This is a genomic window from Microcoleus sp. Pol8_D6 (genome assembly GCF_036700965.1).
Lineage (GTDB): Bacteria > Cyanobacteriota > Cyanobacteriia > Cyanobacteriales > Microcoleaceae > Microcoleus.
Genome location: NZ_JAUBPW010000046.1, coordinates 33,889 through 54,244 on the forward strand (window position 1 = coordinate 33,889; position 20,356 = coordinate 54,244).

The following is a 20,356-nucleotide window of genomic DNA, read 5'->3' on the forward strand; positions in this document are numbered from 1 at the left end:
ATAAAACTATCTCACTCTCCAGCATTCTGCCTAACTTCCTCCACAGATAAACTTAACGCCTCTGCCACCTGTTCGGCACTCAATCCCATTCCCAACAAGCGGGGAATTGCATCCCTTATTGCCCCAAATCCAGCTTGTCGTGCTTGCTCTGCACTCTCGCCCTGTCGCAGTTCATTGGTGCGCGCTTTCCGGAGAGTGTAAGTATCAACCAGTCTAGTGACGAAAACGTTAAGCTCTTCGGGATTCCAAGGCTTAGCTATGTAATGGCATAGTTGGCCAGCATCAATAGCTTTAAAGAAATGTTCCGTATAACTAATTAACATAATTTGGCTCGTATCGGGGTACTGTACCGCCGTCAGACGGAGGAACTCAGTCACGCTCATTTTGGGCGTCGGCGCATCGCAGATAACGACGGCAAATTCTCCTTCCCTTGCCAAGATTTCTAGGGCTGCGGGGCCTGATTCTGCCCTGAATACTTGATATTTGCGACGGAACTGGCGGTAAAGCAAGTCAAGACCACTGGCCGTTCCATCCTCAACGATCAGCATTTTTAGGCGAGGATTTGGTGGGTGGGGAAATTTATCCGACATAGCTATAGCCCTCTTTGTGTGAATATGTTTCCACTATTTGTGATTTATTATTTGCACCAGGGCCGTTTGCGCAAGCAGCTAGCCATTTGATAAGCTAAAGGCGTAATGTCGGTCAACATCGGTTTCCCTGAAAAAGTTTATTGATAGCGATCGCCTTTTCCCCCAATTCTCTGTCACTCTCTCACTCTCCAGCATTCTCCGTCACTTCTGCGACGGATAAACTTAACGCCTCCGCCACTTGTTCGGCACTCAAACCCATTCCCAACAACCGGGGAATTGCATCCCTTCTTGCCTGAAATTCAGCTTGTCGTGCCTGTTCTGCACTCTCGGCTCGCAATCTTTCTTGTTCAGCCCTTTCCCGCTGTTGCTCCCCTCGCAATCTTTCTAATTGAGCTCTTTCATCGCCAATCAACAGCAAATTACCTTCCTGGTCCCACCAGCGCAGCCACAGCATGGTTTGATTTTGATAACTGCCTTGCCAAAGTCCCAATTCTACGCCTAAAGGTGCAATGGGAAAATGACCGCGCTGATTCAGTTCTAACAGTTGATAATACCCGTCAATCAACCGATAAACTTCTAATCTGCCATTATTAACTTGGTAGATTCCATAATAGGGAATTCGCATCACCCGCTCGTAAACCCAAAACTTTCCCGGTTTAGTGACTACCCCTTCATCGGTGCGAGATAAAGGAGTACGATCGCGCTCTTCATCCCCGTTCCCGCTAGCAAATTCCAAAGCAATTAATGGTGCTATGTGTTCCCGCCACAGCACGTAGGAACGCCGAATTTGACCGTCAATGTTAGGAGGTACATTCGGAACGTAAAACCAATCAGGAGCTTCTGCACCTTGTTCCGCAGGTTCAGTTTCTCGCCAGTAAATGCCGCAGTCTTGACCGATCGCATATTGTCCGTCAGGATGCCGCTCTTGCAAAATTTGCCCGATCGAATCAGTTAAAATTAAGCTCTGCGGATGCTCCTGAAAATTTTTTACAAAAGTACCGTCGGAGTCTGGTAATTGAGTGTGGTCTGGAAAAGCAGGAGGTAGAACAACGCGGTTAACGCTAGTAGTCATAATTCCCTCCGAGGTCTTACATAATTGGTAATTAGTAATTGGTAATCGGTAAAAGTACGCTGGGGGCTAGGGCTTAGAAACCCGGTTTCGACCTGTATATGTCGTCGCTCAACAAAGATTTCTCGTAGAAACCGGGTTTCTTTTCCTAAGCCCTGCGTAATTGAGAAGAAAGCGAGTAGTTTTGAGTTTAAATTATTAAGTTTTGAACTTAAAAGTTTTTCACTAACAACTCAAAACTCTTACACTTAAAACTTTTCTTAAGGTTTCGGTAGCGCACCTTCTGGACTAGGAGAAGCAGCCGGTTCGGGAGTCGTCGTAGCCGCAGGAGAAGGCGAAGGAGTGCCACTAGCTAACTGATTAATTTGGTCTTTATAGTTAGGAGGAGCTAACTCAGTAGCTCGATCGAACAACGTTTTTGCCTCATCTGTTTTGCCCTGTTCCTTCAGCACGATCGCCTTTCCTAAAGTCGGGCGAAAATCTTTGGGATTAGCCTTAGCAGATTCGTCGTAAATTGCGATCGCCTCCTCGTAGCGCTTCTGGACAGCATAAACCTGTCCCAAAATCAACTGCACTGAAGTTACATCAACACTTTCCGGTTTCGCGAGATTGGCAGCCGGAGCAGCCTTCAGCGTATCTTGCAGCAGTCCGATCGCAGCTTCCGGCCGCTGCTGCACCAGCAGCAAATTCACCAACCCCTGCAAAGCCTTAATTTCCCCAGGCTTAGACGCTAAAATTGACCTGTAAGCTTGAGCAGCCCCTTCGCGATCGCCCGTGCGTTCCTTAGCCTGAGCCAGCAAAATTCCGTATTCAGTAGTATCGGGATTCAGCGAAGCCAACTTTTCCAAAGGACCGATCGCATCCTTAATGTCCCCCACTCCTTGCCCGATCAACTCCAGCCGCACCTGCAACAATCCCCGCAAAGCTGTTACGTTGTCAGGTTCCCGCTGCAAAACCAATTCGTATCCCCTAGCCTGAGCTTGCAGCAACTCTGATTGCTTCTCCCCAGACTGCGCCGTCTGAGTAGGTGTTGGAGTTGATGTACTTTGCGCTTGGCTGGCCTTGAGAATACTGTCCAAAATGGGAACCAGAGAAAATCCCAAAAAAGCGATGAGCGATAGCACCACCACTACAGTAATCAACCCACGACGCTTGTTTGCTTTTTCCATAATTCAACTATCCCAGCTTAAAATCTACTATTTTCTAAGAATTAACGCATCGCCCAGGGGCGTCTGCCATTTAACTAGATCCATGCAACCATAAAAGTTCTTAACTTCAAAGTCCGAACGGACAAAGCAGCCTTTTACTTGCAGCTAATATGGTAACAGACCCATAACTCCATGCTAGCTAAACAATTTTGGACACTCAGACCTGCAGCCCCAAGGACTGCGGTGTCTGTCCAATTTAGTCTGGTCAAGCTAAAAATTACCGAAAATATGGCGGATCAGGCCGTTAGGTAATTGGATTAAGTAAAATAGGCAAGCTGAATATCCTAAATGCTATTAGCCAGCAACTCCAGATCAGCGCGATCGCAGGATCGATCGGTCAGCAACTCCCAAAGTCCTTCCTCGGAAGGATTTTAGCAGCCAGCGAACCGATCGGCACTCGTAGCGTTGAAAGTTGGCGTTGACGGGTCACAACCAGACCTCCGGGCGCAAGCCCGCCTGTCAGGTGCTAGTAGTTTTTAAAGCAGTTTCTTCAGTTTATTCCTAATTTCCCTTAAGGGATGTGTCTCCGCTGCAAGGAGTTTTTATGAACCCCTCTCCCAACCGGTCTTCCAAATCGTCCAAATCTACTTCTACTCGCAAGGATCAGCCGAGCGAACTGGCCGTCAATTCGCCTAAAGATACAGATTCCATTCCTGAGACACCAGACGAAAGTTCGGTGCCTTCGGCGTTGGGTGCACCTGTTGACCAAAATCAACCGGCAACGCCAAAAGACGCCCCAGCGTCCAAGGATAAGCTGCAACGACCACGCTACAGTTCTGCCCTCGACAAGGACAAAACAAAGCCACAAGACCAGCCCAGCAATGCTCCTGCACCCTCTGAGCAAGCAGCACCTTCGGAAGCTGTCAGCGATCCGACAGCGCTAGCAGTCGCACCGCCCGCAAACGCCGAGCCTGCCACTAACGAAAGTCAGACCGCTGAGGACATACCCTCCGTCATGCGCCAACATCCCATTCCCCCCCCCAGCGAACCCAGACAGTACCGAGCTGTTGGTTTGGTGCGGGGCCGCTACACGCCATCAGAAGAGCAATTCACCCGGGGTATGCTGATAGCTGCCGACGGAACTGCCATCGACGCAGTTTTGCTGGGTAGAGTCATGAGTTTAGTCAAAAATCACCTGGAGCTGGAACAAGAACACTTGTGGGTGGTCTATCCCCGCACCAGACAAGAAGACGGCAACTTGCACGCTCAGATTATGGGAGTTTGGGAGCCGGAAACGCTCAAGAAACCTCCCGAACCGTCCTCTGATGAGGAAAATCAGGAAGCAGCGGAGATTGAGGCTAGCGGCGAAGCATCGACCGCATCTTTGCCTCCCTCGGAACCTGATGTTGAAGATGGCTATTTTTCGATTAGAGGTGAGGTGATTTATCAATCCCAAGACCAAGAAAAGTATGTCATCGTCAAAATCAAGCAAGCTCCCCGCAAGAATGACGACAAGATGAAGTTTTTTAAGCTGAAACTCAAGGGAGATTTAGGAACAAAGGCGATCGGGTTTTTTTGGGATTTCCACGTCAAATTGAAAGCTGACAGTCTGATGATTGAGCAGGCTAATAATATTGGTGCCCTGCCGATTAAAAAGCGGAAATTCCCCCCTGGTAGCAAGCCGCCCGGTGGCTTCAAAGGAGGAGGGAAGCGTCCGTTTACTCCTAGGCCCAGCGGTGACGGTGCTCCTGTAGGGCGTCCTACCATCAAGTCCGCAGCAGCAGCAGCACCTCGTGTCCCGAAGGAACCTCTTCCTAAGCCCGTTAAGAAGCCTAAGCCGATCGAGGAATGAACCCATTTTAGATTTTAGATTTTAGATTTTAGATTTTAGGTGAGTGCATCACTTTCCCATGTGTGCAGTTTTTTACCAGAATTCTTCAATCGAAAATCTAGAATCCTGGACGCACTCGCGAGGAGCAGAAACCGGGTTTCTTGACCAACAACCTAAGCTTTCAGGCCCGCGCTAGGGACAAGAAACCCGGTTTCTCAGACCTTGTGCGTCCACAAATAATCTAAAACCGCCAAATCGGCAATCTCAAATCCTTTATTCGAGCCGGACTTGTGCGCCCCACAAATCTTGCGGGAGAAATACTCTGTCAGTGGGTAGGGGAGCAACTGGGGCCGTGAGGGTAAATTGACCCGCTTCAATTTGCTGCTTCAATTCCAATGCTACTTGCCGGGAGAGAAACATACTAGCAAGGGGGGCTGCCCGCACAGGTTTGCCCTCTATCAGGATGCGGCCAGTCTTTAATTGAGCGTAACTAACTAAACCGAATGTGGGACGAACGCGCCGGGGGATAGAGAAATCTACCACCGGCGCTACTATTTTTTTGTCTGATACTGCACAGTGGGCGACGACTGTTTCATTTAAGACGGGGAAGGGGATGCCGACTCCCAGCATCAGGGATGGGCCGTAGTTTTTGAAGTAGCAGCCGCGCACCCATTTCGAGTTCATCTGTTTGGCGTCGCCGATGAGTGCGAGGGTAGCGGCAGGGCCGATGGGGGTGCGGTTGGGCTGGCGTTTTTGCAGCGGGAAGTGCTGGGTTCCTTCCCAGGTGATGTAGCCCTGAGCGCCTCCTAGGAAGATGCGGGTGCCGATGCCGATGATTTCGAGGTCGGGGTCGTTGAGCAGGGGAGACATGGCTCCAAGGTTCGAGTAGACGGCGTTGCCGAGGTTTGGTTGCAGGGAGCCGAGGTAGGTGAACAGCGGGCGATCGCCCCCGTTGACGCCAACAATAAAGTTTTGATATGCGTTGCGGGGATTGAATAAATAAAACTGGTTGATTGTATCGCGGGTAATCGTGGTTTCAAAGGAGGCGCGGGGGTAACAGTCTGTTACTTGCCCCAAGGCACGCAACTGCACGGGTTTCCCGGCAATCAGGTCTTCGATGACGTGTCCGCCTCCCCGTTCGCGGGATTCTTCGCCGTCTTCGGCTACTTGGGTGGCTCCCAGGTACAGGTCTACTGCCCCGAAGCCGGAGTAGGCTAAAACGCCGTCTAGCCAGCACTGGCGGATTTTGATCGGCGGGTCGGTATGGCCGAGGTTGATGATTGCACCGGAGGATTCCATCGGCTCGAAGGTGCCTGCGGTAATCACATCGACTTCTTTGGCTGCTTGGGTAATGCTGGTTTCTTGAACTCTAGTTTTGAGTTCTTCGATTGTCCAGACTGTGGCTTTGCCCTGACTGATTTTATCGTTGATTTCGTCGATCGATCTCATATATTTTAGATTTTAGATTTTAGATTTTGAATTGATTGATTTTGGAGTGATTTTGATTTTGGATTGATTTTGGATTGATGGAATGTCGATCGAGCTGGTTGTTTGAGATAAAAGCAATATATTATAACTGAGATGTTGCACTATTCTCAATAAGGATTTTATGAACAGGCAAGATGCCTGTTCCACAGGAAAATTCACTCTTCGTGAAACAGGCATCTTGCCTGTTCTGGATAATGATGCAAGATGTAAATTATAACGGATACAATAACAATATCATAAATAAAATAAAGGGCGATCGCTATGACTCAAGCGATATTAAAACCAGTCAGCTTCGATAAATTTCTTGACTGGTATCCTAAAAATTATGAAAACCGTTACGAACTGCACAATGGAGCTATTGTTGAAATCCCTAAAGCCACCGGAGAATATTCAGAAGTAGCTGGCTTCCTTGTCGCTGAACTCAACTTTGAAATCAGACGACTAGGACTTCTTTACTTCCTTCCCAAAGAATGCGTTGTCAAAGCTGATAACGAGCTATCTGGTTACGAACCGGATGCGATAGTTTTAGATAGGCAAGGAACGGACAGCGAACCGAGATGAAAAAAGGAATCTATCATTACAATGGGTAGTTCTGTCCGGCTAATTGTCGAAGTTGTCAGTACCAATTGGCGGGATGATTATGGCTACAAATTGGTGAATTACGAAGCTTTGGGCATTTCTGAATACTGGATTGCGGATTATTTGGGACTTGGTGCCAGACGCTATATTGGCACCCCGAAAAAACCTACTTTTTCTGTTTACCAGTTGATTGACGGTGAGTATCAAGTCAGTCAGTTTCGGGGTAGTAATAGGGTTGTGTCACCCACATTTTGGCTGTTGAATTTGAGGGTTCAACAGCTTTTTATAGCCGACAGAGATACGGTAAAAAATGCGAGGGGTGAAGATAGTTAGTTGAGAGTGTTAGTACCACATTTTTCCTAATTTTCTAGTGAATACTTCTGTACTATAACTGGCAATGAATCAGGAATGAAGTCATTATGAACCTTAACTATTGATTTTCAGGAGCCTCATTTTCAGCATGATCTGGGATGTCTGGTTTCTGTTCTGGTAAATATTTTTCTGGTAGGCTTTCGGCGACTCCTATAGATTCATGTTTTTCATGGATAGCAGAATCGATTGCTGCTAAGGTTTTAGGGCTGGCACTCCACTGGTTTAGAATATCTTTAATGAGGGCTTCCCTAATCCAAACTTGAGCTACAACGGTGAGGGGGAGAGCTAGCAATAAGCCTAAAAATCCAAAGAAGGTGGCGAAGAATACTTGAGCTATTAATGTTACTGCTGGCAGCAGTGATACTTGCTGTGCCATGACGTAGGGGGTGAGGACGTTGCTTTCAAACTGTTGAATTAGAAAGTAAAGGATTAGGACAAAACCTGATTGTAAGGGAGAATCTAAAAGTGCGATCGTCATTGGGGGGATGACGCTCAAAGTGGGGCCTATATTGGGAATTAGGTTAAGAAATCCTGCTACTACAGCGTGAGCTAGCGGTAGGGGGACTTGCAAGACCGACAAACCAATTAAGCTCAAAAAAGCAATCACACTCATGCTAATGAGAGCGCCGATGACCCATCGACCGAGAGCTATTTCGCATTCATCTAAGATGCCATCGACTCGTCGCCGATAAAAAGATGGAAATAGTTGGATGAATGCTTTGCGGTAAGATAGAGGTTCTGCTAATGTCATCAATGTCAAAACTATGACTAGCAAAAAGCTGAGAATAACGCCTAATGTGTTACCGACAAAGGCTCCTGCACCGCCAACGAGTTGGTTGAATAAAGGTTGCAGTTGTTGCATGATGTCGTTAACATCAAGATTGGGCAGCCTCTGACCAAATTGTCCCGAAAAACGACCTTCAAATTGATCTATCCACTGATTTAATCTTTCTATTCCTTGAGGGGCTCTTTGGGTAAGTTGTTGAAACTGTTGGGTAAAGGGCGGTACAATTATCAGGAATAAGCCTACGAATACGAGGATTAGGAAGCTAACTGATAAGAGTACAGCGATCGATCTTTTGAGTCCGAATTTTTGCAAGTAGCGTGCTAGCCTGTTTAAGGCGGTGGCTAAGACGACGGCCGCAAACAGCAGCAGTAGGGCCTGCCTGATTTGCCACAAAATGTAACAAGATGCGATGAGGGCTAATAAGCCCATCCACTGTCCTAGCTTCATTAGATTTTAGATATTAGATATTAGATTTTAGATTGAGGAATAGGGTATGGGGAATTACTGCTTGCTAATTGCTCCGCAGCCTAGAAGCGATGAATCGCCTTTATATCAAGATACAGCAGATGGGCGCGATCGCATCTTTAATCATATACCCCTACTCGGACATGAGTATAAGCAGCCTCCTCAATTCCCTTTGGCGAACACCTGCTGCGCTGTCAGCTTCAATTCGGGGAAAGTTCGGGACTCAATACCCTCGGCGCCTCTGAACAGTTTGACTTGGTATTCCCCGTCAATTAGTTGGTAAACCGAAAAAGTGGGTTGTTTGGGGTTGCCAATAAACCGTCTGCCGCCCAATCCTAGATAGTCTATAATCCAATATTCTTGAATACCCATTGACTCATAAGCCTCAAGCTTTAGGGCATAATCATCACCCCAATTAGTGCTAGTTACCTCGACGATTAGGGGGACTGATGAACCAATTGTGATAATTGATGATTTTTCCCATCGCGGCTCGTTTCCAATGGTTTGTTCGTTAAGTACAATAATATCTGGTTCATATCCCGATTCCTCGCGCATGGGTTTGATGACGCATTCTTTGGGGATGAAGTAGGGTAGGTTTAAGCGTTCTATTTCGAGAAATAACCAGCCGCTGGTAAAACCGGCCACTTTAGAATGTTTACCTGTTGCTTTTGGCATCTCAACAATCTCTCCATTGTGCAGTTCGTAGCGGTGTTCTGAATTCTCAGGATACCAATCAATGAATTCATCGAATGTTACTAATTCTGTGATGGTTTGAATCATGGTGAGTGCCTCAACTTTGGTTTTGATAGCTGTACGGGGAATTAAGATTTTGGCAAAAACATAGTTTTTAGACCTAGTGTAGATCGATCGCACTTTTTGATTGTGTCTCTACTGCTGCTGTTGGCGCGATCGCCCTAACCTATAGAATTATTGTTACCTTCAAGCCTTTCTCGAACAACTTCTTGATAAAAAGTCTCTAAAGCTGTCACGCAAACTTTATCGTCAAACAGATCACCTTGTCGCTGACTCATGCGTTGTGCAATGTCTCGGCGCCACTTTGAATCTATACCCAACTTGACAGCTATTTGAATATATTCTTCTTCATTTTTGGCGATTGTGTCTGTTACTCCCAGCCTTTTGAGAAAGCTATAAGCATGAAGTCCCCGCATAAATTCTCCCGGACAAGTTACTATGGGTAAATTGCAAGCGAGCGCCTCCAAAGACGTATTCCCCCCCGACCAAGTAAAAGTATCTAAAAAAACATCAGACAGAAAGTTAATTGCTATGTAATCTTGTCGAGTTGGAATAGTTCGGAACAGACAGTAATCTTCACTGTCGAGATTCACAGCAGCAAAAGCACGCTTTAACCGTTCCCGCAGTAATTCGCCGCGAGGAAAAATAAACTGAGCTTGCGGAAGGCGGCGGGCAATTTCTGCTAAAATAAAATCATATTGTGGTAAGTATTTGAAAGGAGCTTGGCAGCACAAATAAATAACGGCATCTTCTCGCAGGTTAAAATCTGAGCGAGTTTGGGTTAATTGACCAACAATCGGTTTTGGGTAGGCAACGCCAATATTAGGCAACTTAATTAAGGTTTCTGAGTAGTGCAACTGTGCATTTTCCGGTTCCATCAATTCACTGGAAATAAAATAATCAATCGTCGGTAAACCAGAGGTTACAGGATGTCCCCACGCCGAACATTGCACGGGGGCAAGGCGCAAAGCTGCTACTTGTATAGTTGGTGCGTCCATGCCAATTTCCGGGAAGACAAGAATATGCAATTTATCATCAATAATTTGTTGGCATACGCCTTCTAGGTTGTGAGGAATGTGGCGAAATCGATCGCTGTATTGGCGAAATCTTTCTGTAATTGGATCGGGTTCGTCCCCCGTATAGTAACAGTAAATTTCAAATAGTTGGTGGTTGCAATAACGCAGCCAGCCAGTTAACCATAAAGTGCCGCTGTAAGAATGCAAATAACTAGAAATATAACCGACTCTAATTTTGCCATTTTCCAGCAGGGGAGGCATTGATTGCGGTTGCACCCACTGCGAATAGTTGGCGACCATAACTTGATGCACTAAATTAGCATACTTTGATTGCGATTCCACAACATTGTAAGCCTGATATGCTAGGTAAAAATTAGTAAAACTACTAAAACCCCGCAAAGCATTAATTTTGTATTCGGGAGTTTTTAGGGAGGTTTGCTGAATTACGTTTTCTAATCCTTGGACAAATCTTTTCCTGTAAAATAGGATTTCATCTGATGTGTTATAAATAATCGGCAATATCAAGTGTTTGAATAGTTGAAAAACATATTCATGGGGCAGTAGTTTCGTTGCTCTTTCTGCACTTGATATAGCTTCTTGAGTGCGTCCGTTTTGCTGAAAAATTTTGATTATTTGAAAGTGCAGTTGTCCTGCGGTTGGGTAATGGTGGATGCCTGAGTCAAGAATCCCGATCGCTTCTTCGATTCTGTTGAGGTTTCTTAAACACTCGCTTAAGTTACTATACAGTTCTATATCTCCTATCTGGGATACTAAAAACCTTTGATAGTGCTTAATGGCAGCTTCGTATCTTCCTTGACGATAGAATTGGTTGCCGAATTCTCTCAACGCTAATGCTTGGGAATCAACAGTTATCTCGCTAAGTTGTTCCTGTTCCACTACTGGAATTTCTGCGGTTCCAGACTCTGCTATTGCTTGGTGATTTTCCGCATTCAACTTAATTCGATATTGAATCTGTGGCAAAATATCCTGCCACTGGCTTCGATTGAGGTTTTCTAATAAAATAATTTCTGGTTCGCAGCTAGTATCTAAATCTTCTTCCATAAAAAGATTCATCACAATCGCTGATAAAATTAGATTGGGATCTATTTCGGATTTTTCTAAACTTTCGCTCACATATATTAAAATAGTGATAAAATCGCAATCGGGATGATTTACCCGACTCCTAATAATTAGTTCTAACTCTAAATAAAGAGATTCTTCTGGTTGGTTCCAATCAGGAAAAATCAGCAAATTTAAGGGTTTCAGATTTAAGGTGGCTAGATCCATGTGATTGTCTGTCTCATTTATATTGCTGGGCATGGAGGGGTTTTGGTGTGAAAGTTTGATCGCCCCTGGTTTAATTTAACTCGTCTTTGGGGGCTGGCGATCGCCCTCCATCCCCTATCTTGGCTGTTGGCGCGATCGCCAGCCGAGGACGGCAGCTAGGATGATACTGGGGGTAAAGACGGCGATTAGGGCGTTGAATGCGGTTAAGGGTATAGAGATAATGGGGCCACCGTACTTGATGATGAGGGAGATTACAGCGGAGATCAGGAATACTTTCAGGATAAATCCGGTGTTGGTGTTCATAGAATTGGTCTTTGGTTATATAATCTGGTTTTGGGAGGGAGAAGAGGGGCGCTTCATTTCGGGATAGCTTCGGTCGCGCGGACTTGGCTAATATGCCGAGAAGCCATCGAGACACCATTATTGCAGAATCTCGGAGGATTGGGGGGCGATCAATTTTTCCCCAGATAGCGCGGCTCAGATGCCTTTCCATTCTATAATAGGAATGTGCCATCAGCTAATTTACTAATATTAGGCTTGAGAGAGAATGGATAAGCAAGAATCAGATTTGATAGAGAAAATTCGTCAACAATTTGACAATGCTCCTTACCCTAAATTTGCCCTCGAATACTCTCCCAAAACAGACTATCAATCTCTCTACATTCATAATCTGGTAACAGCTTACTATTTAAGAAATCAAAAAGTTATAGAGACTGAAGGTAAAGTTATTTTAGACGCTGGCTGCGGCACTGGCTATAAATCCTTAATTTTGGCAGAGGCAAATCCCGGAGCAAAAATTGTTGGCATAGACCTTTCTGAAGAATCTGTTAACTTAGCTCAAAAACGGCTGCGACATCACGGATTTGAAAAGGCCGAGTTTCATGTTTTAGCCATCGAAGACTTACCCAGCTTGAATCTCACATTTGACTACATTAATAACGACGAGGTGCTTTATATTTTACCTGACATAGCGGTGGGATTGCAAGCGATGAAATCAGTCCTCAAATCCGAGGGGATCATCCGTACCAACCTGCACAGTTCTCTTCAGCGCACTAACTTTTACCGCGCCCAAGCACTTTTCAGGATGATGGGGTTGATGGATGAAAATCCGCAAGAAATGGAGATCCAATTAACCCGTGATATTATGAATGCTTTGAAAGATGACGTAAGACTTAAAGTAACTACCTGGGACGGTAACCTTGCTGAAAAGGAACAGTCCATACTGATGAATTATTTGTTTCAAGGTGATAAAGGCTATACGATTTCTGAAATGTTCGCGGCGCTGAGAGTTGCTGATTTAGAGTTTGTGAGCATGGTGAATTGGCGACACTGGGAATTGACGGACTTGTTCAAAGATCCAGATAACTTACCTGCATTTCTGGAGATGAGTTTGCCAGAAGTTTCTATAGAAGAGAGGCTGCATATGTTTGAACTGTTACAACCAGTTCATCGTTTAATTGACTTTTGGTGCGCTCATCCCGCGCGAGAGCCGTTGTTACCTGTTTCGGAATGGACTCTTGCTGATTGGCAGACTGCACGGGTGTATCTGCATCCCCAGCTAAGGACTGCTCAGGTACAAGAAGACTTGATTAACTGTATCAATGGTTACAGACCATTCGAGATCAGCAGTTATGTGCGTTTGCCAACCAAAGTTCCTATCCTAATAGAGAGTATTAAGGCTGCTTGTTTGCTGCCGCTTTGGGAAGGAGGTTGTTCTGTCACCGACCTAGCCGAACGCTGGCTAAAGCTCAGACCCATCCATCCCGTTACCCTAGAACCCGCGAGTCACGAGACAGCGTTTGAGGAGGTCAAGGAACTTTTGAAAATGCTAGAAGCTTTTATATACGTGCTTTTGGAGCGCTCGGCTTGAGAACGAAAAAAAAAATCCCGCGAGTGATATGAAGCCTGTCAGAAGTGGGTAAGTTATCTCTAAGAGTTAGAAATCAAGCATCCCACCCCTCTAGGAGAAACAACCAATGAAAACTGAATTTAAAGCCAGATTCCTGCAACACCTCAATCAAAAAAGACAGGATAAGGGTTTCACCCTGATTGAACTGCTGGTCGTTATTATCATCATCGGTATTTTGTCTGCGATTGCTCTGCCTTCCTTCCTCAGCCAAGCCAACAAAGCCAAGCAGTCAGAAGCCAAGCAGTATATCGGTTCCATGAACAGAGCTCAGCAAGCTAAATATGCAGAGGATAATGGCTTTGTAAAGGACGTTAATGATTTGGGTTTGGGCATCAAAACTCAAACTACTAACTATCTATACTCAATCCAACAGTCAGATTTTGCATCGGATACAAAAGCGACCAACTTCGCAACACCTGTAAATAAAAAGTCCCTCCAATTATATGCTGGTGGGGTAGCTATAGGTTCACAAACTGGAGCAGGCGCGGCTACACAGGACAAAACCACGTCAGCCGTTTTATGTGCATATGATGGTGAGGCTACTGCTTATAAGCCAGATCCGAACGCGGCGATCGGTTCTCGGTGTGAAACTGGTGGTACAGAAGTCGCCAAGTAAAAAAGGTATTACGGCTAGGAAGGTTCGATCAATGTAGTCTTAACTTTTTCCAAAAGTGGGTAGTGTTTGTATACACTACCCATTTGCATAGTTTCTAGAAATATTAGTTTCCCATATTAAAAATTTGACACCCTCTAACTTTTTAGACAACCCGGGATTGCCTGAACTACAAACTTTTCAGCAGCAAGCAGATAAATATGCAATGCAGGGACATTATGCTCAAGCAGCAAAGTTGTACGAGCAAGCAATAGAAGTTAATCCAGACACCAAATCTAATTACTGGTATTTGGGCTTGATGTTTCTGTTGCAGGAACAAGAAGCAGAAGCTCAAACTACTTGGCTGCTAGGCATGGCAGAAGGGGAACCAGAACAAGTGGAGGAGTGGACAGCAGAACTGATACAAGTGTTGCAAGCAGAAGCAGAGCGACGTAGAGGTATAGCAGACTATTCAGTAGCTTGGGTAATTCGGCAGCACATCCGAGAAATTAATCCCGCAGATATTAGCAACCTCTTGCACTTGATTGGCTTGTGCATCCTGCTTGAGACCTATACAGGAGAGGAACTGAATGCTCTGGGCTTAATCGATCATCTCCATTCAGAGCAACTCGCAGAGGCAGACTCTGAGCTATTAATGCAAGTGCTCAACAGTGTTTTACATTATGCTCCCCTGCACCCTTCGTCGCTCGAACTAGCGGAAGCCTGTCTAGCCCATGTCCGGGAACCTCTAGTTTTTATTGAAATTGTCATCGCAGCGTCGGTGGAAATTGCTCACTCGGCATTGATGCCGGGACTAGCAATAAGCTTTGCAGAGTTAGCTCGCACTTTAGATATTAATAATCTCGGAATTTTGCTACAGTTAGGTACTTATTATCAAAATGCTCAGCAATATGCTCGGGGTATAGAAATTGCCAAATTGCGCTATTCCTTATGCAAGCAACTAGCAGATAAAGTTTTTTCTAATCATCAAATTATGCGGGGATTGATGAGTGCAGGTGGATATTGGGAACAGGTATTACCGGTAATCCAGAGACACAAATCACTGTTGGAGTCACTGATCGGCGAACAACCAACATCACTTCACGCGACTACAGTCCAAAATCTGTTTCTTACTACCTTCTTTTTACCGTACTTTGAAGACAGTCCAAAAATTAATAAACCCATTCAAAATCAAGTCTCTCAGTTATGTCAAACTAATGTTGAAACCTATGCCAAGGAGCAGGCAGATCGATACAGACAGCGAGTGGCATCCAGTAAAAGCAATGGTACTGCTACTAAGCGTTTGAAGATTGGTTATGTATCGCATTGCCTCAGAAGACATTCAGTTGGCTGGCTAGCACGATGGCTTTTCCAGCATCATGATCGCGCTCAATTTGAAATACACGGTTATTTCCTGATCTATAGAAAGACGGAGGACTCTTTACAGGAATGGTTTGTCAATCATGTTGATAAAGCCCACAAAGGCGGTTTTTACGGTACTGAAGTGGCTGAGCAAATTTATCACGATGAGATTGATATTCTGATCGATCTCGACAGCATCACACTCGATGTGACTTGTGAGGTGATGGCACTCAAGCCTGCACCCGTTCAAGTCACTTGGCTGGGTTGGGATGCTTCAGGGTTGCCGGCGGTTGACTATTTTATTGCCGATCCCTATGTTCTGCCGGAGTCTGCTGAGGAATATTACAGTGAAAAAATTTGGCGTTTGCCTCAAACTTATATAGCTGTGGATGGTTTTGAGGTGGGTATTCCAGATTTGAGGCGCGATAGGTTGGGTATTCCGAGTGATGCTGTTGTATATCTTAGTGCTCAGAGGGGCTATAAACGCCATCCAGATACAGCGCGACTACAGATAAAAATTATTGCAGAAGTACCAAATAGTTACTTTTTAATCAAAGGTTCTGCTGATGAAGAATCAATTAAAAACTTCTTTTTTCAGTTAGCAGAAGAAGAAGGTGTGGCGGGCGATCGCCTGCGTTTTTTGCCAGAGGTAGGAGCCGAATCTGTTCATAGAGCAAACTTAGGCATTGCAGATGTAGTTCTTGATACTTATCCTTACAACGGTGCTACAACTACCCTAGAAACTTTGTGGATGGGCATTCCCCTCGTGACGCGGGTAGGACAGCAATTTGCGGCTCGCAACAGTTACACGATGATGATCAATGCTGGTATAACTGAGGGAATAGCTTGGACGGATGAGGAATATGTCGAGTGGGGGATACGCTTAGGGAAAGATACGGCTATGAGGCAACAAATTGCTTGGAAATTGCGACATTCGAGGCAAACTGCTCCCCTGTGGAATGCTAAGCATTTTACGCTAGAGATGGAGAAAGCTTACCAACAAATGTGGCAAATGTATCTGGAGAAACATCATTCGTAAAACGACTGATAGCAATGTATGACATAACTTGAACTGTGGAGGATAGTTAAGTGAGTGATGCTTTAGAGGAGGTGATTGCGCCTCGATTGTCCCTTTGCATGATTGTTAAAGATGAAAAAAAGAATTTACCGAGATGCTTAGAGAGCGCTAAACCTTACGTTGATGAAATCATAGTGGTAGATACTGGCTCTCAGGATGGTACGCCGGAGATTGCTCTTCAATATGGAGCAAAAGTCGATTACTTCAAATGGTGCGATGATTTTGCAGCCGCTCGAAATTTTTCTCTTTCCTTAGCATCGGGCGACTGGATTTTAGTTTTGGATGCTGATGAAGAATTAGTTGTTAATACTGATGCGTTGAAAGAGGAATTAACTTCAAAAAGGGAAGTCATAGCCTATTTACTGATGCTAAGCGAAGCCAATGCTGTACAGGGGACAACCCCATTACACACACCCAGGCTATTTCGCAATCTTCCAGAACTTAGATATGTAAGTCGCCTACACGAATATATAGACTTAAAAAAATGGTACGATCGTTCAAACTTTTTAAGTCAGTTAGAAAGTTTGAAAATTCTGCACCATCCTAAAACCGCTCCTGAAGAAATCCAGCAAGAATTGATAGAGCGTGACATTGCTATTTTGGAACGAATCCAGCAAGAGGAAGGTATTAGCTTAAGACTTCTTTACAGCCTTGCTAATGTTTACGGGGCTACTCAGCAAGCTGAGAAAGCTCAAGAATGCTACGCTGAAGCATTTGAGCGACTTTTTCCACACTTGATGGAAGGGAACCCGCCGGATGATTTTGCTTTTATTCCCTCCCTGATTTTTACATTGGCGGGGCAGTCCTTGCAGAATCAAGATTATGAAACGGCACGGTTAATTTGTCAGCGCGGTCTGGAGTGGTGCGCCAACTATCCGCCTATAAATTACATAGCTGGAATGACTTTAATTAGTTTAGGATTTCCTCTGGGCGCTATTGCTTATTTTGAGAAGTGCTTGCAACTTGGTAAAGATGTCAGTTACTATACAGGAGAGCCTTTTGAAATCAGTTTTATGACAACTGATGCGGCCTGTGGTTTAGGTGCTGCGTACATTCAGATGAAGTCCTGGCAAGCCGCTATATATGCTTTTGAACTAGCGCTTAATTTTGATGAAAACTGTACAGACGCTCAAAGAAATTTAGAGGGAATTAAGGCTTTGCTTAATCAAGAAGTGTAAGGATGGAGATAGGTGGAGAAGTGGTTAGCTATCCTCTACTTTTAGGGCTGATGCCTGTTGGTTAAATTTTTCTAGTTCGCAACAATTAATACCTTTTGCTTCCAGAAGCGCGATCGCTTCTTTATTCTCATTTTCCAACAAAATTCGACCGTAAAGTCGACGTGTCAAAGCTAACCACTGAATTTCGCTCAACTGTCCAATCAGTGTAATTTCTGGGCCGTCGGAAACATCTAAATCTTCTTGCATTAAAAGATTCATCGCCACGCTTGATAAAGCGAGATTAGCATCTTCGTCAGAAATGTTACTATTGTCTACCAGTAAAGTCATCTTGCTTTTGTCTGGGTGAGTTGCGATCGCCCTCACTACTCGTTCCAATTCTAAACCAAGAGACTCTTCTGGCTGCGTCCAATCTGGAAAAATAATTAGATTAATCTCTTTCAAGTTTAAACGCACTAGAGTTGCGTCTATCAGGGCGGAACTAACCGTTTTCGCCATTTTTGACCAAGAGAACTTTTTGGCTTGTTCCAACCCAGCCGCAATCAATGAGTTGCGAACCTTCGGTTTTTGTACCTCGCAAAGTGCATCGGCTAAACCCTCAACATCCTCATCATCCACATATAAAGCTGCTTCTCCTGCCACTTCAGGAATCGAGGCATTAGGACAAGTAATGACGGGACAACCGCAGGAGAGTGCCTCCAGTACAGGCAAGCCAAATCCTTCATATTTCGATGGATAAACCAGTGCAACAGCACCGGCATAAGCTAATCTCAACTCCTCATCATCAAGTTGAAGCTTGTGAACTACAGTACCTAATGTATAATTTCTAAACTCTCCTTCTAATAAAACTCCACTCCCCGTACATACTATTTCAAAACCTTGTTTACTTGCAAGTTGAGCAAATGCGCGGAAGAATAAAATAGAATTTTTATAACCAGCTCCACCACCAACCGAAATAAAATATGGTTTTGAAATTCCGTACTTCGTTTTAAAACTACTAATCTCTTCTTTACTCGCTGACGAGAAAAGATTTTTAACTCCGCAATGAGCTACAGTTACCGATTCTTGGGCAAGGGCTGGGAAAAACCTTGTTAAGTCCCGTGCTGTACTTTCTGAGATAGCAACATATGCAGAAGCATGGCGGATACCGTGATGCTTTTCCCTCCACATGGCTTCATCTAAATTCGTCGACCAAACTTCTGGAATCATGTCATATGCCATAAACACCGAAGGTGTTGATAGCGGTGTCGTGTAGTAGGAAGAGATAAATAAAACAGCCTCTTCTTCATCGCAGACTGCTTGCAGCATTTCGCGATCAGCATCGGTTGTTCCGTAGTTATAAGCTGCTATAGTACGGTATCTGATACCCAAGATTTTGGGCGCTGTTCCAGCCCTGTCAAGAACTACAATATGCTTAGCAAAACCATTTTCTGCCCATTCTTCTAACAATGAGGACCATACACGAGCTATCCCTGTTCTGTAAAGCTGGAAGAATACGCCATCAACAATGATTTTGGGACAAGAATTATAATACTTTCTTATAAAAATTTTTCTATTTTTAAAATGTAAAGCAAGTTGATCGATTCGTCCGTCTCGACCTGTAGCGTTTGTTATATGGCGAATTAACCGATTTGCATCAGGAACAGGGGTCAATGAATAGCCTGCCAATCTTGCCCGATGAGACAAGTCCACATCATCCCAATATCCAGGCCCATAGTCTTCGCACCATCCTCCCAACGCCTCTAACAAATATCTTTTAATACACAGCGCCCAACCTTCTAAATAAAATTCTCCTAGTTCATTTTGCGCTAAAGGTCCAGCTAAACCTTCGGCAGCCAAATTACACAAATATTCAATCGGTGAATCTATTATTTCCACGTCATTATTTAGGTGAATAATATACTCACCATTTGCTACCTTCGCTCCCTGATTGTTTGCTGCCGCAAAGCCTCTATTGGTCTCATTTCGTAGCAGCTTAATCTTCTGTCGCCTGCAAAATTCTTCCAATGCTGTTTTTCCTTTTGGTGCGCTACCATTATCAATAAATATTATTTCGGTATCGGGTAAGTATTGGAGATTTTGTTCCCACAGTTCTAACAATTCACTGTGATCCCACCAAGGTACAACTATGCTCGCTAAACACTTAACTGCACTCGTGAAGTAACCTTTACTTGCTTCAACCCAAAAGCAGCTCTGAGCATGAGACCAGTAATTACTAATCGTGATATTTTGAAAACCTGTGGCTTTCAGCAATTGTTGCAGTCGAGGCGCAGTAAAGCCCGTCTTGTGAAACTCGCCAGGGTGGGTCTGCAACCCAAATATAGTATCTAATTGCCAACCCCATCGTTCATCTTCTGGCTTAGCTAACCACTGCTGCATACACCATTCTAGATTTGGTAAATTCATCACCAATTTACCGTCTGGCTTTAAAACTCTTGCCCATTCTTGAAGAGCTAGTGGCACTTCAAATTTTCCAATATGCTCCAGCATATGTTCTGTAAAAATTTCATCTACTGAGTCACTTTCAAAGGACAAATTAAAGATATCCATTTGAATAACGCCTGAAGCATAAACATATTGGTCTATATTAAAGTATCCCTCCTTGAGGTTGGTCCCACAGCCCATATGTAACTTTACTAAGTTGTCGTTTGGCTTCATAATTTATTTTTTTATGGAATAAGATTTTTTTATCTTTTCTATTTTTATTGAGCTGGTATGTTTCCATACTCGAATCAGTCAACTTTCCTTAATGATCGCCCTCCTCTCCCTCTATTGTCCGGTTGAGTCGATGGGAAGTATTATCCTCCGCACCTCTCAGTTAGATCCGGACGTGCGACTTTCACCGCATCCGGCTC

General features: G+C 44.6%; 14 protein-coding genes and 1 pseudogene. 6 read left to right on the forward strand and 9 right to left on the reverse strand.

Features of this window, described 5'->3' with window-relative positions; all coding sequences use genetic code 11:
• Positions 1 to 11 precede the first annotated feature (11 nt).
• From QUA10_RS18650 to QUA10_RS18660, 3 genes are all read right to left on the reverse strand, one after another.
• Positions 12 to 590 (reverse strand): hypothetical protein, encoded by a 579-nt coding sequence (locus tag QUA10_RS18650; RefSeq protein WP_333081470.1) that lies wholly within the window; start codon positions 588 to 590, stop codon positions 12 to 14.
• A 181-nt stretch (positions 591 to 771) separates the two neighbouring features.
• Positions 772 to 1,662: a Uma2 family endonuclease gene (locus tag QUA10_RS18655; protein WP_333081471.1), complete on the reverse strand. Its 891-nt coding sequence runs from the start codon at positions 1,660 to 1,662 to the stop codon at positions 772 to 774.
• Between the two features lie 257 nt (positions 1,663 to 1,919).
• A complete protein-coding gene (locus QUA10_RS18660; RefSeq protein ID WP_333081472.1) occupies positions 1,920 to 2,828 on the reverse strand; it encodes a tetratricopeptide repeat protein in 909 nt (302 codons plus the stop codon).
• 583 nt (positions 2,829 to 3,411) lie between these two features.
• Between QUA10_RS18660 and QUA10_RS18665 the strand changes: the two genes are divergently transcribed.
• Complete coding sequence (locus tag QUA10_RS18665; RefSeq protein WP_333081473.1) at positions 3,412 to 4,659, forward strand: hypothetical protein; 1,248 nt, start codon at positions 3,412 to 3,414, stop codon at positions 4,657 to 4,659.
• A 252-nt stretch (positions 4,660 to 4,911) separates the two neighbouring features.
• Here QUA10_RS18665 and QUA10_RS18670 read toward each other — a convergent pair whose 3' ends face one another.
• Positions 4,912 to 6,087: a homocysteine biosynthesis protein gene (locus QUA10_RS18670; protein WP_333081474.1), complete on the reverse strand. Its 1,176-nt coding sequence runs from the start codon at positions 6,085 to 6,087 to the stop codon at positions 4,912 to 4,914.
• Between the two features lie 300 nt (positions 6,088 to 6,387).
• On the opposite strand from QUA10_RS18670, the pseudogene QUA10_RS18675 reads away from it, so the two are divergent.
• Positions 6,388 to 7,038, forward strand: a pseudogene (locus QUA10_RS18675) (Uma2 family endonuclease).
• A gap of 97 nt (positions 7,039 to 7,135) precedes the next feature.
• Here QUA10_RS18675 and QUA10_RS18680 read toward each other — a convergent pair.
• The 4 genes from QUA10_RS18680 to QUA10_RS18695 all read right to left on the reverse strand — a co-directional run bounded on the left by QUA10_RS18680 (position 7,136) and on the right by QUA10_RS18695 (position 11,688).
• Entirely contained in the window at positions 7,136 to 8,311 is a 1,176-nt protein-coding gene (locus QUA10_RS18680) for an AI-2E family transporter (protein WP_333081475.1), read from the reverse strand.
• Positions 8,312 to 8,491: 180 nt separating this feature from the next.
• Positions 8,492 to 9,109 (reverse strand): Uma2 family endonuclease, encoded by a 618-nt coding sequence (locus QUA10_RS18685; RefSeq protein WP_333081476.1) that lies wholly within the window; start codon positions 9,107 to 9,109, stop codon positions 8,492 to 8,494.
• A 134-nt stretch (positions 9,110 to 9,243) separates the two neighbouring features.
• On the reverse strand, positions 9,244 to 11,385 hold the full coding sequence (locus QUA10_RS18690) for an O-linked N-acetylglucosamine transferase family protein (protein WP_333086336.1): 2,142 nt from the start codon (positions 11,383 to 11,385) through the stop codon (positions 9,244 to 9,246).
• Between the two features lie 114 nt (positions 11,386 to 11,499).
• Positions 11,500 to 11,688, reverse strand: coding sequence for a hypothetical protein (locus tag QUA10_RS18695; RefSeq protein WP_333081478.1), 189 nt, complete (start codon positions 11,686 to 11,688; stop codon positions 11,500 to 11,502).
• 244 nt (positions 11,689 to 11,932) lie between these two features.
• On the opposite strand from QUA10_RS18695, the gene QUA10_RS18700 reads away from it, so the two are divergent.
• The 4 genes from QUA10_RS18700 (at position 11,933) to QUA10_RS18715 (ending at position 17,504) form a co-directional block, all read left to right on the forward strand.
• Positions 11,933 to 13,255: a methyltransferase domain-containing protein gene (locus QUA10_RS18700; protein ID WP_333081479.1), complete on the forward strand. Its 1,323-nt coding sequence runs from the start codon at positions 11,933 to 11,935 to the stop codon at positions 13,253 to 13,255.
• 106 nt (positions 13,256 to 13,361) lie between these two features.
• Positions 13,362 to 13,910: a type IV pilin-like G/H family protein gene (locus QUA10_RS18705; protein WP_333081480.1), complete on the forward strand. Its 549-nt coding sequence runs from the start codon at positions 13,362 to 13,364 to the stop codon at positions 13,908 to 13,910.
• 202 nt (positions 13,911 to 14,112) lie between these two features.
• On the forward strand, positions 14,113 to 16,287 hold the full coding sequence (locus tag QUA10_RS18710) for an O-linked N-acetylglucosamine transferase family protein (RefSeq protein ID WP_333081566.1): 2,175 nt from the start codon (positions 14,113 to 14,115) through the stop codon (positions 16,285 to 16,287).
• Between the two features lie 50 nt (positions 16,288 to 16,337).
• Positions 16,338 to 17,504, forward strand: a complete 1,167-nt coding sequence (locus QUA10_RS18715; protein WP_333081481.1) for a glycosyltransferase family 2 protein — start codon at positions 16,338 to 16,340, stop codon at positions 17,502 to 17,504.
• A 24-nt stretch (positions 17,505 to 17,528) separates the two neighbouring features.
• On the opposite strand, the gene QUA10_RS18720 is transcribed toward QUA10_RS18715, so the two are convergent.
• Positions 17,529 to 20,159, reverse strand: a complete 2,631-nt coding sequence (locus QUA10_RS18720) for a glycosyltransferase (protein WP_333081482.1) — start codon at positions 20,157 to 20,159, stop codon at positions 17,529 to 17,531.
• Positions 20,160 to 20,356: the final 197 nt, after the last annotated feature.

Coding starts and splice junctions, on each gene's coding strand:
- QUA10_RS18650 (WP_333081470.1), bottom strand. CDS start 590: ATGTCGGATAAATTTCCCCACCCACCAAATCCTCGCCTAAAAATGCTG.
- QUA10_RS18655 (WP_333081471.1), bottom strand. CDS start 1,662: ATGACTACTAGCGTTAACCGCGTTGTTCTACCTCCTGCTTTTCCAGAC.
- QUA10_RS18660 (WP_333081472.1), bottom strand. CDS start 2,828: ATGGAAAAAGCAAACAAGCGTCGTGGGTTGATTACTGTAGTGGTGGTG.
- QUA10_RS18665 (WP_333081473.1), top strand. CDS start 3,412: ATGAACCCCTCTCCCAACCGGTCTTCCAAATCGTCCAAATCTACTTCT.
- QUA10_RS18670 (WP_333081474.1), bottom strand. CDS start 6,087: ATGAGATCGATCGACGAAATCAACGATAAAATCAGTCAGGGCAAAGCC.
- QUA10_RS18680 (WP_333081475.1), bottom strand. CDS start 8,311: ATGAAGCTAGGACAGTGGATGGGCTTATTAGCCCTCATCGCATCTTGT.
- QUA10_RS18685 (WP_333081476.1), bottom strand. CDS start 9,109: ATGATTCAAACCATCACAGAATTAGTAACATTCGATGAATTCATTGAT.
- QUA10_RS18690 (WP_333086336.1), bottom strand. CDS start 11,385: ATGGATCTAGCCACCTTAAATCTGAAACCCTTAAATTTGCTGATTTTT.
- QUA10_RS18695 (WP_333081478.1), bottom strand. CDS start 11,688: ATGAACACCAACACCGGATTTATCCTGAAAGTATTCCTGATCTCCGCT.
- QUA10_RS18700 (WP_333081479.1), top strand. CDS start 11,933: ATGGATAAGCAAGAATCAGATTTGATAGAGAAAATTCGTCAACAATTT.
- QUA10_RS18705 (WP_333081480.1), top strand. CDS start 13,362: ATGAAAACTGAATTTAAAGCCAGATTCCTGCAACACCTCAATCAAAAA.
- QUA10_RS18710 (WP_333081566.1), top strand. CDS start 14,113: ATGCAGGGACATTATGCTCAAGCAGCAAAGTTGTACGAGCAAGCAATA.
- QUA10_RS18720 (WP_333081482.1), bottom strand. CDS start 20,159: ATGAAGCCAAACGACAACTTAGTAAAGTTACATATGGGCTGTGGGACC.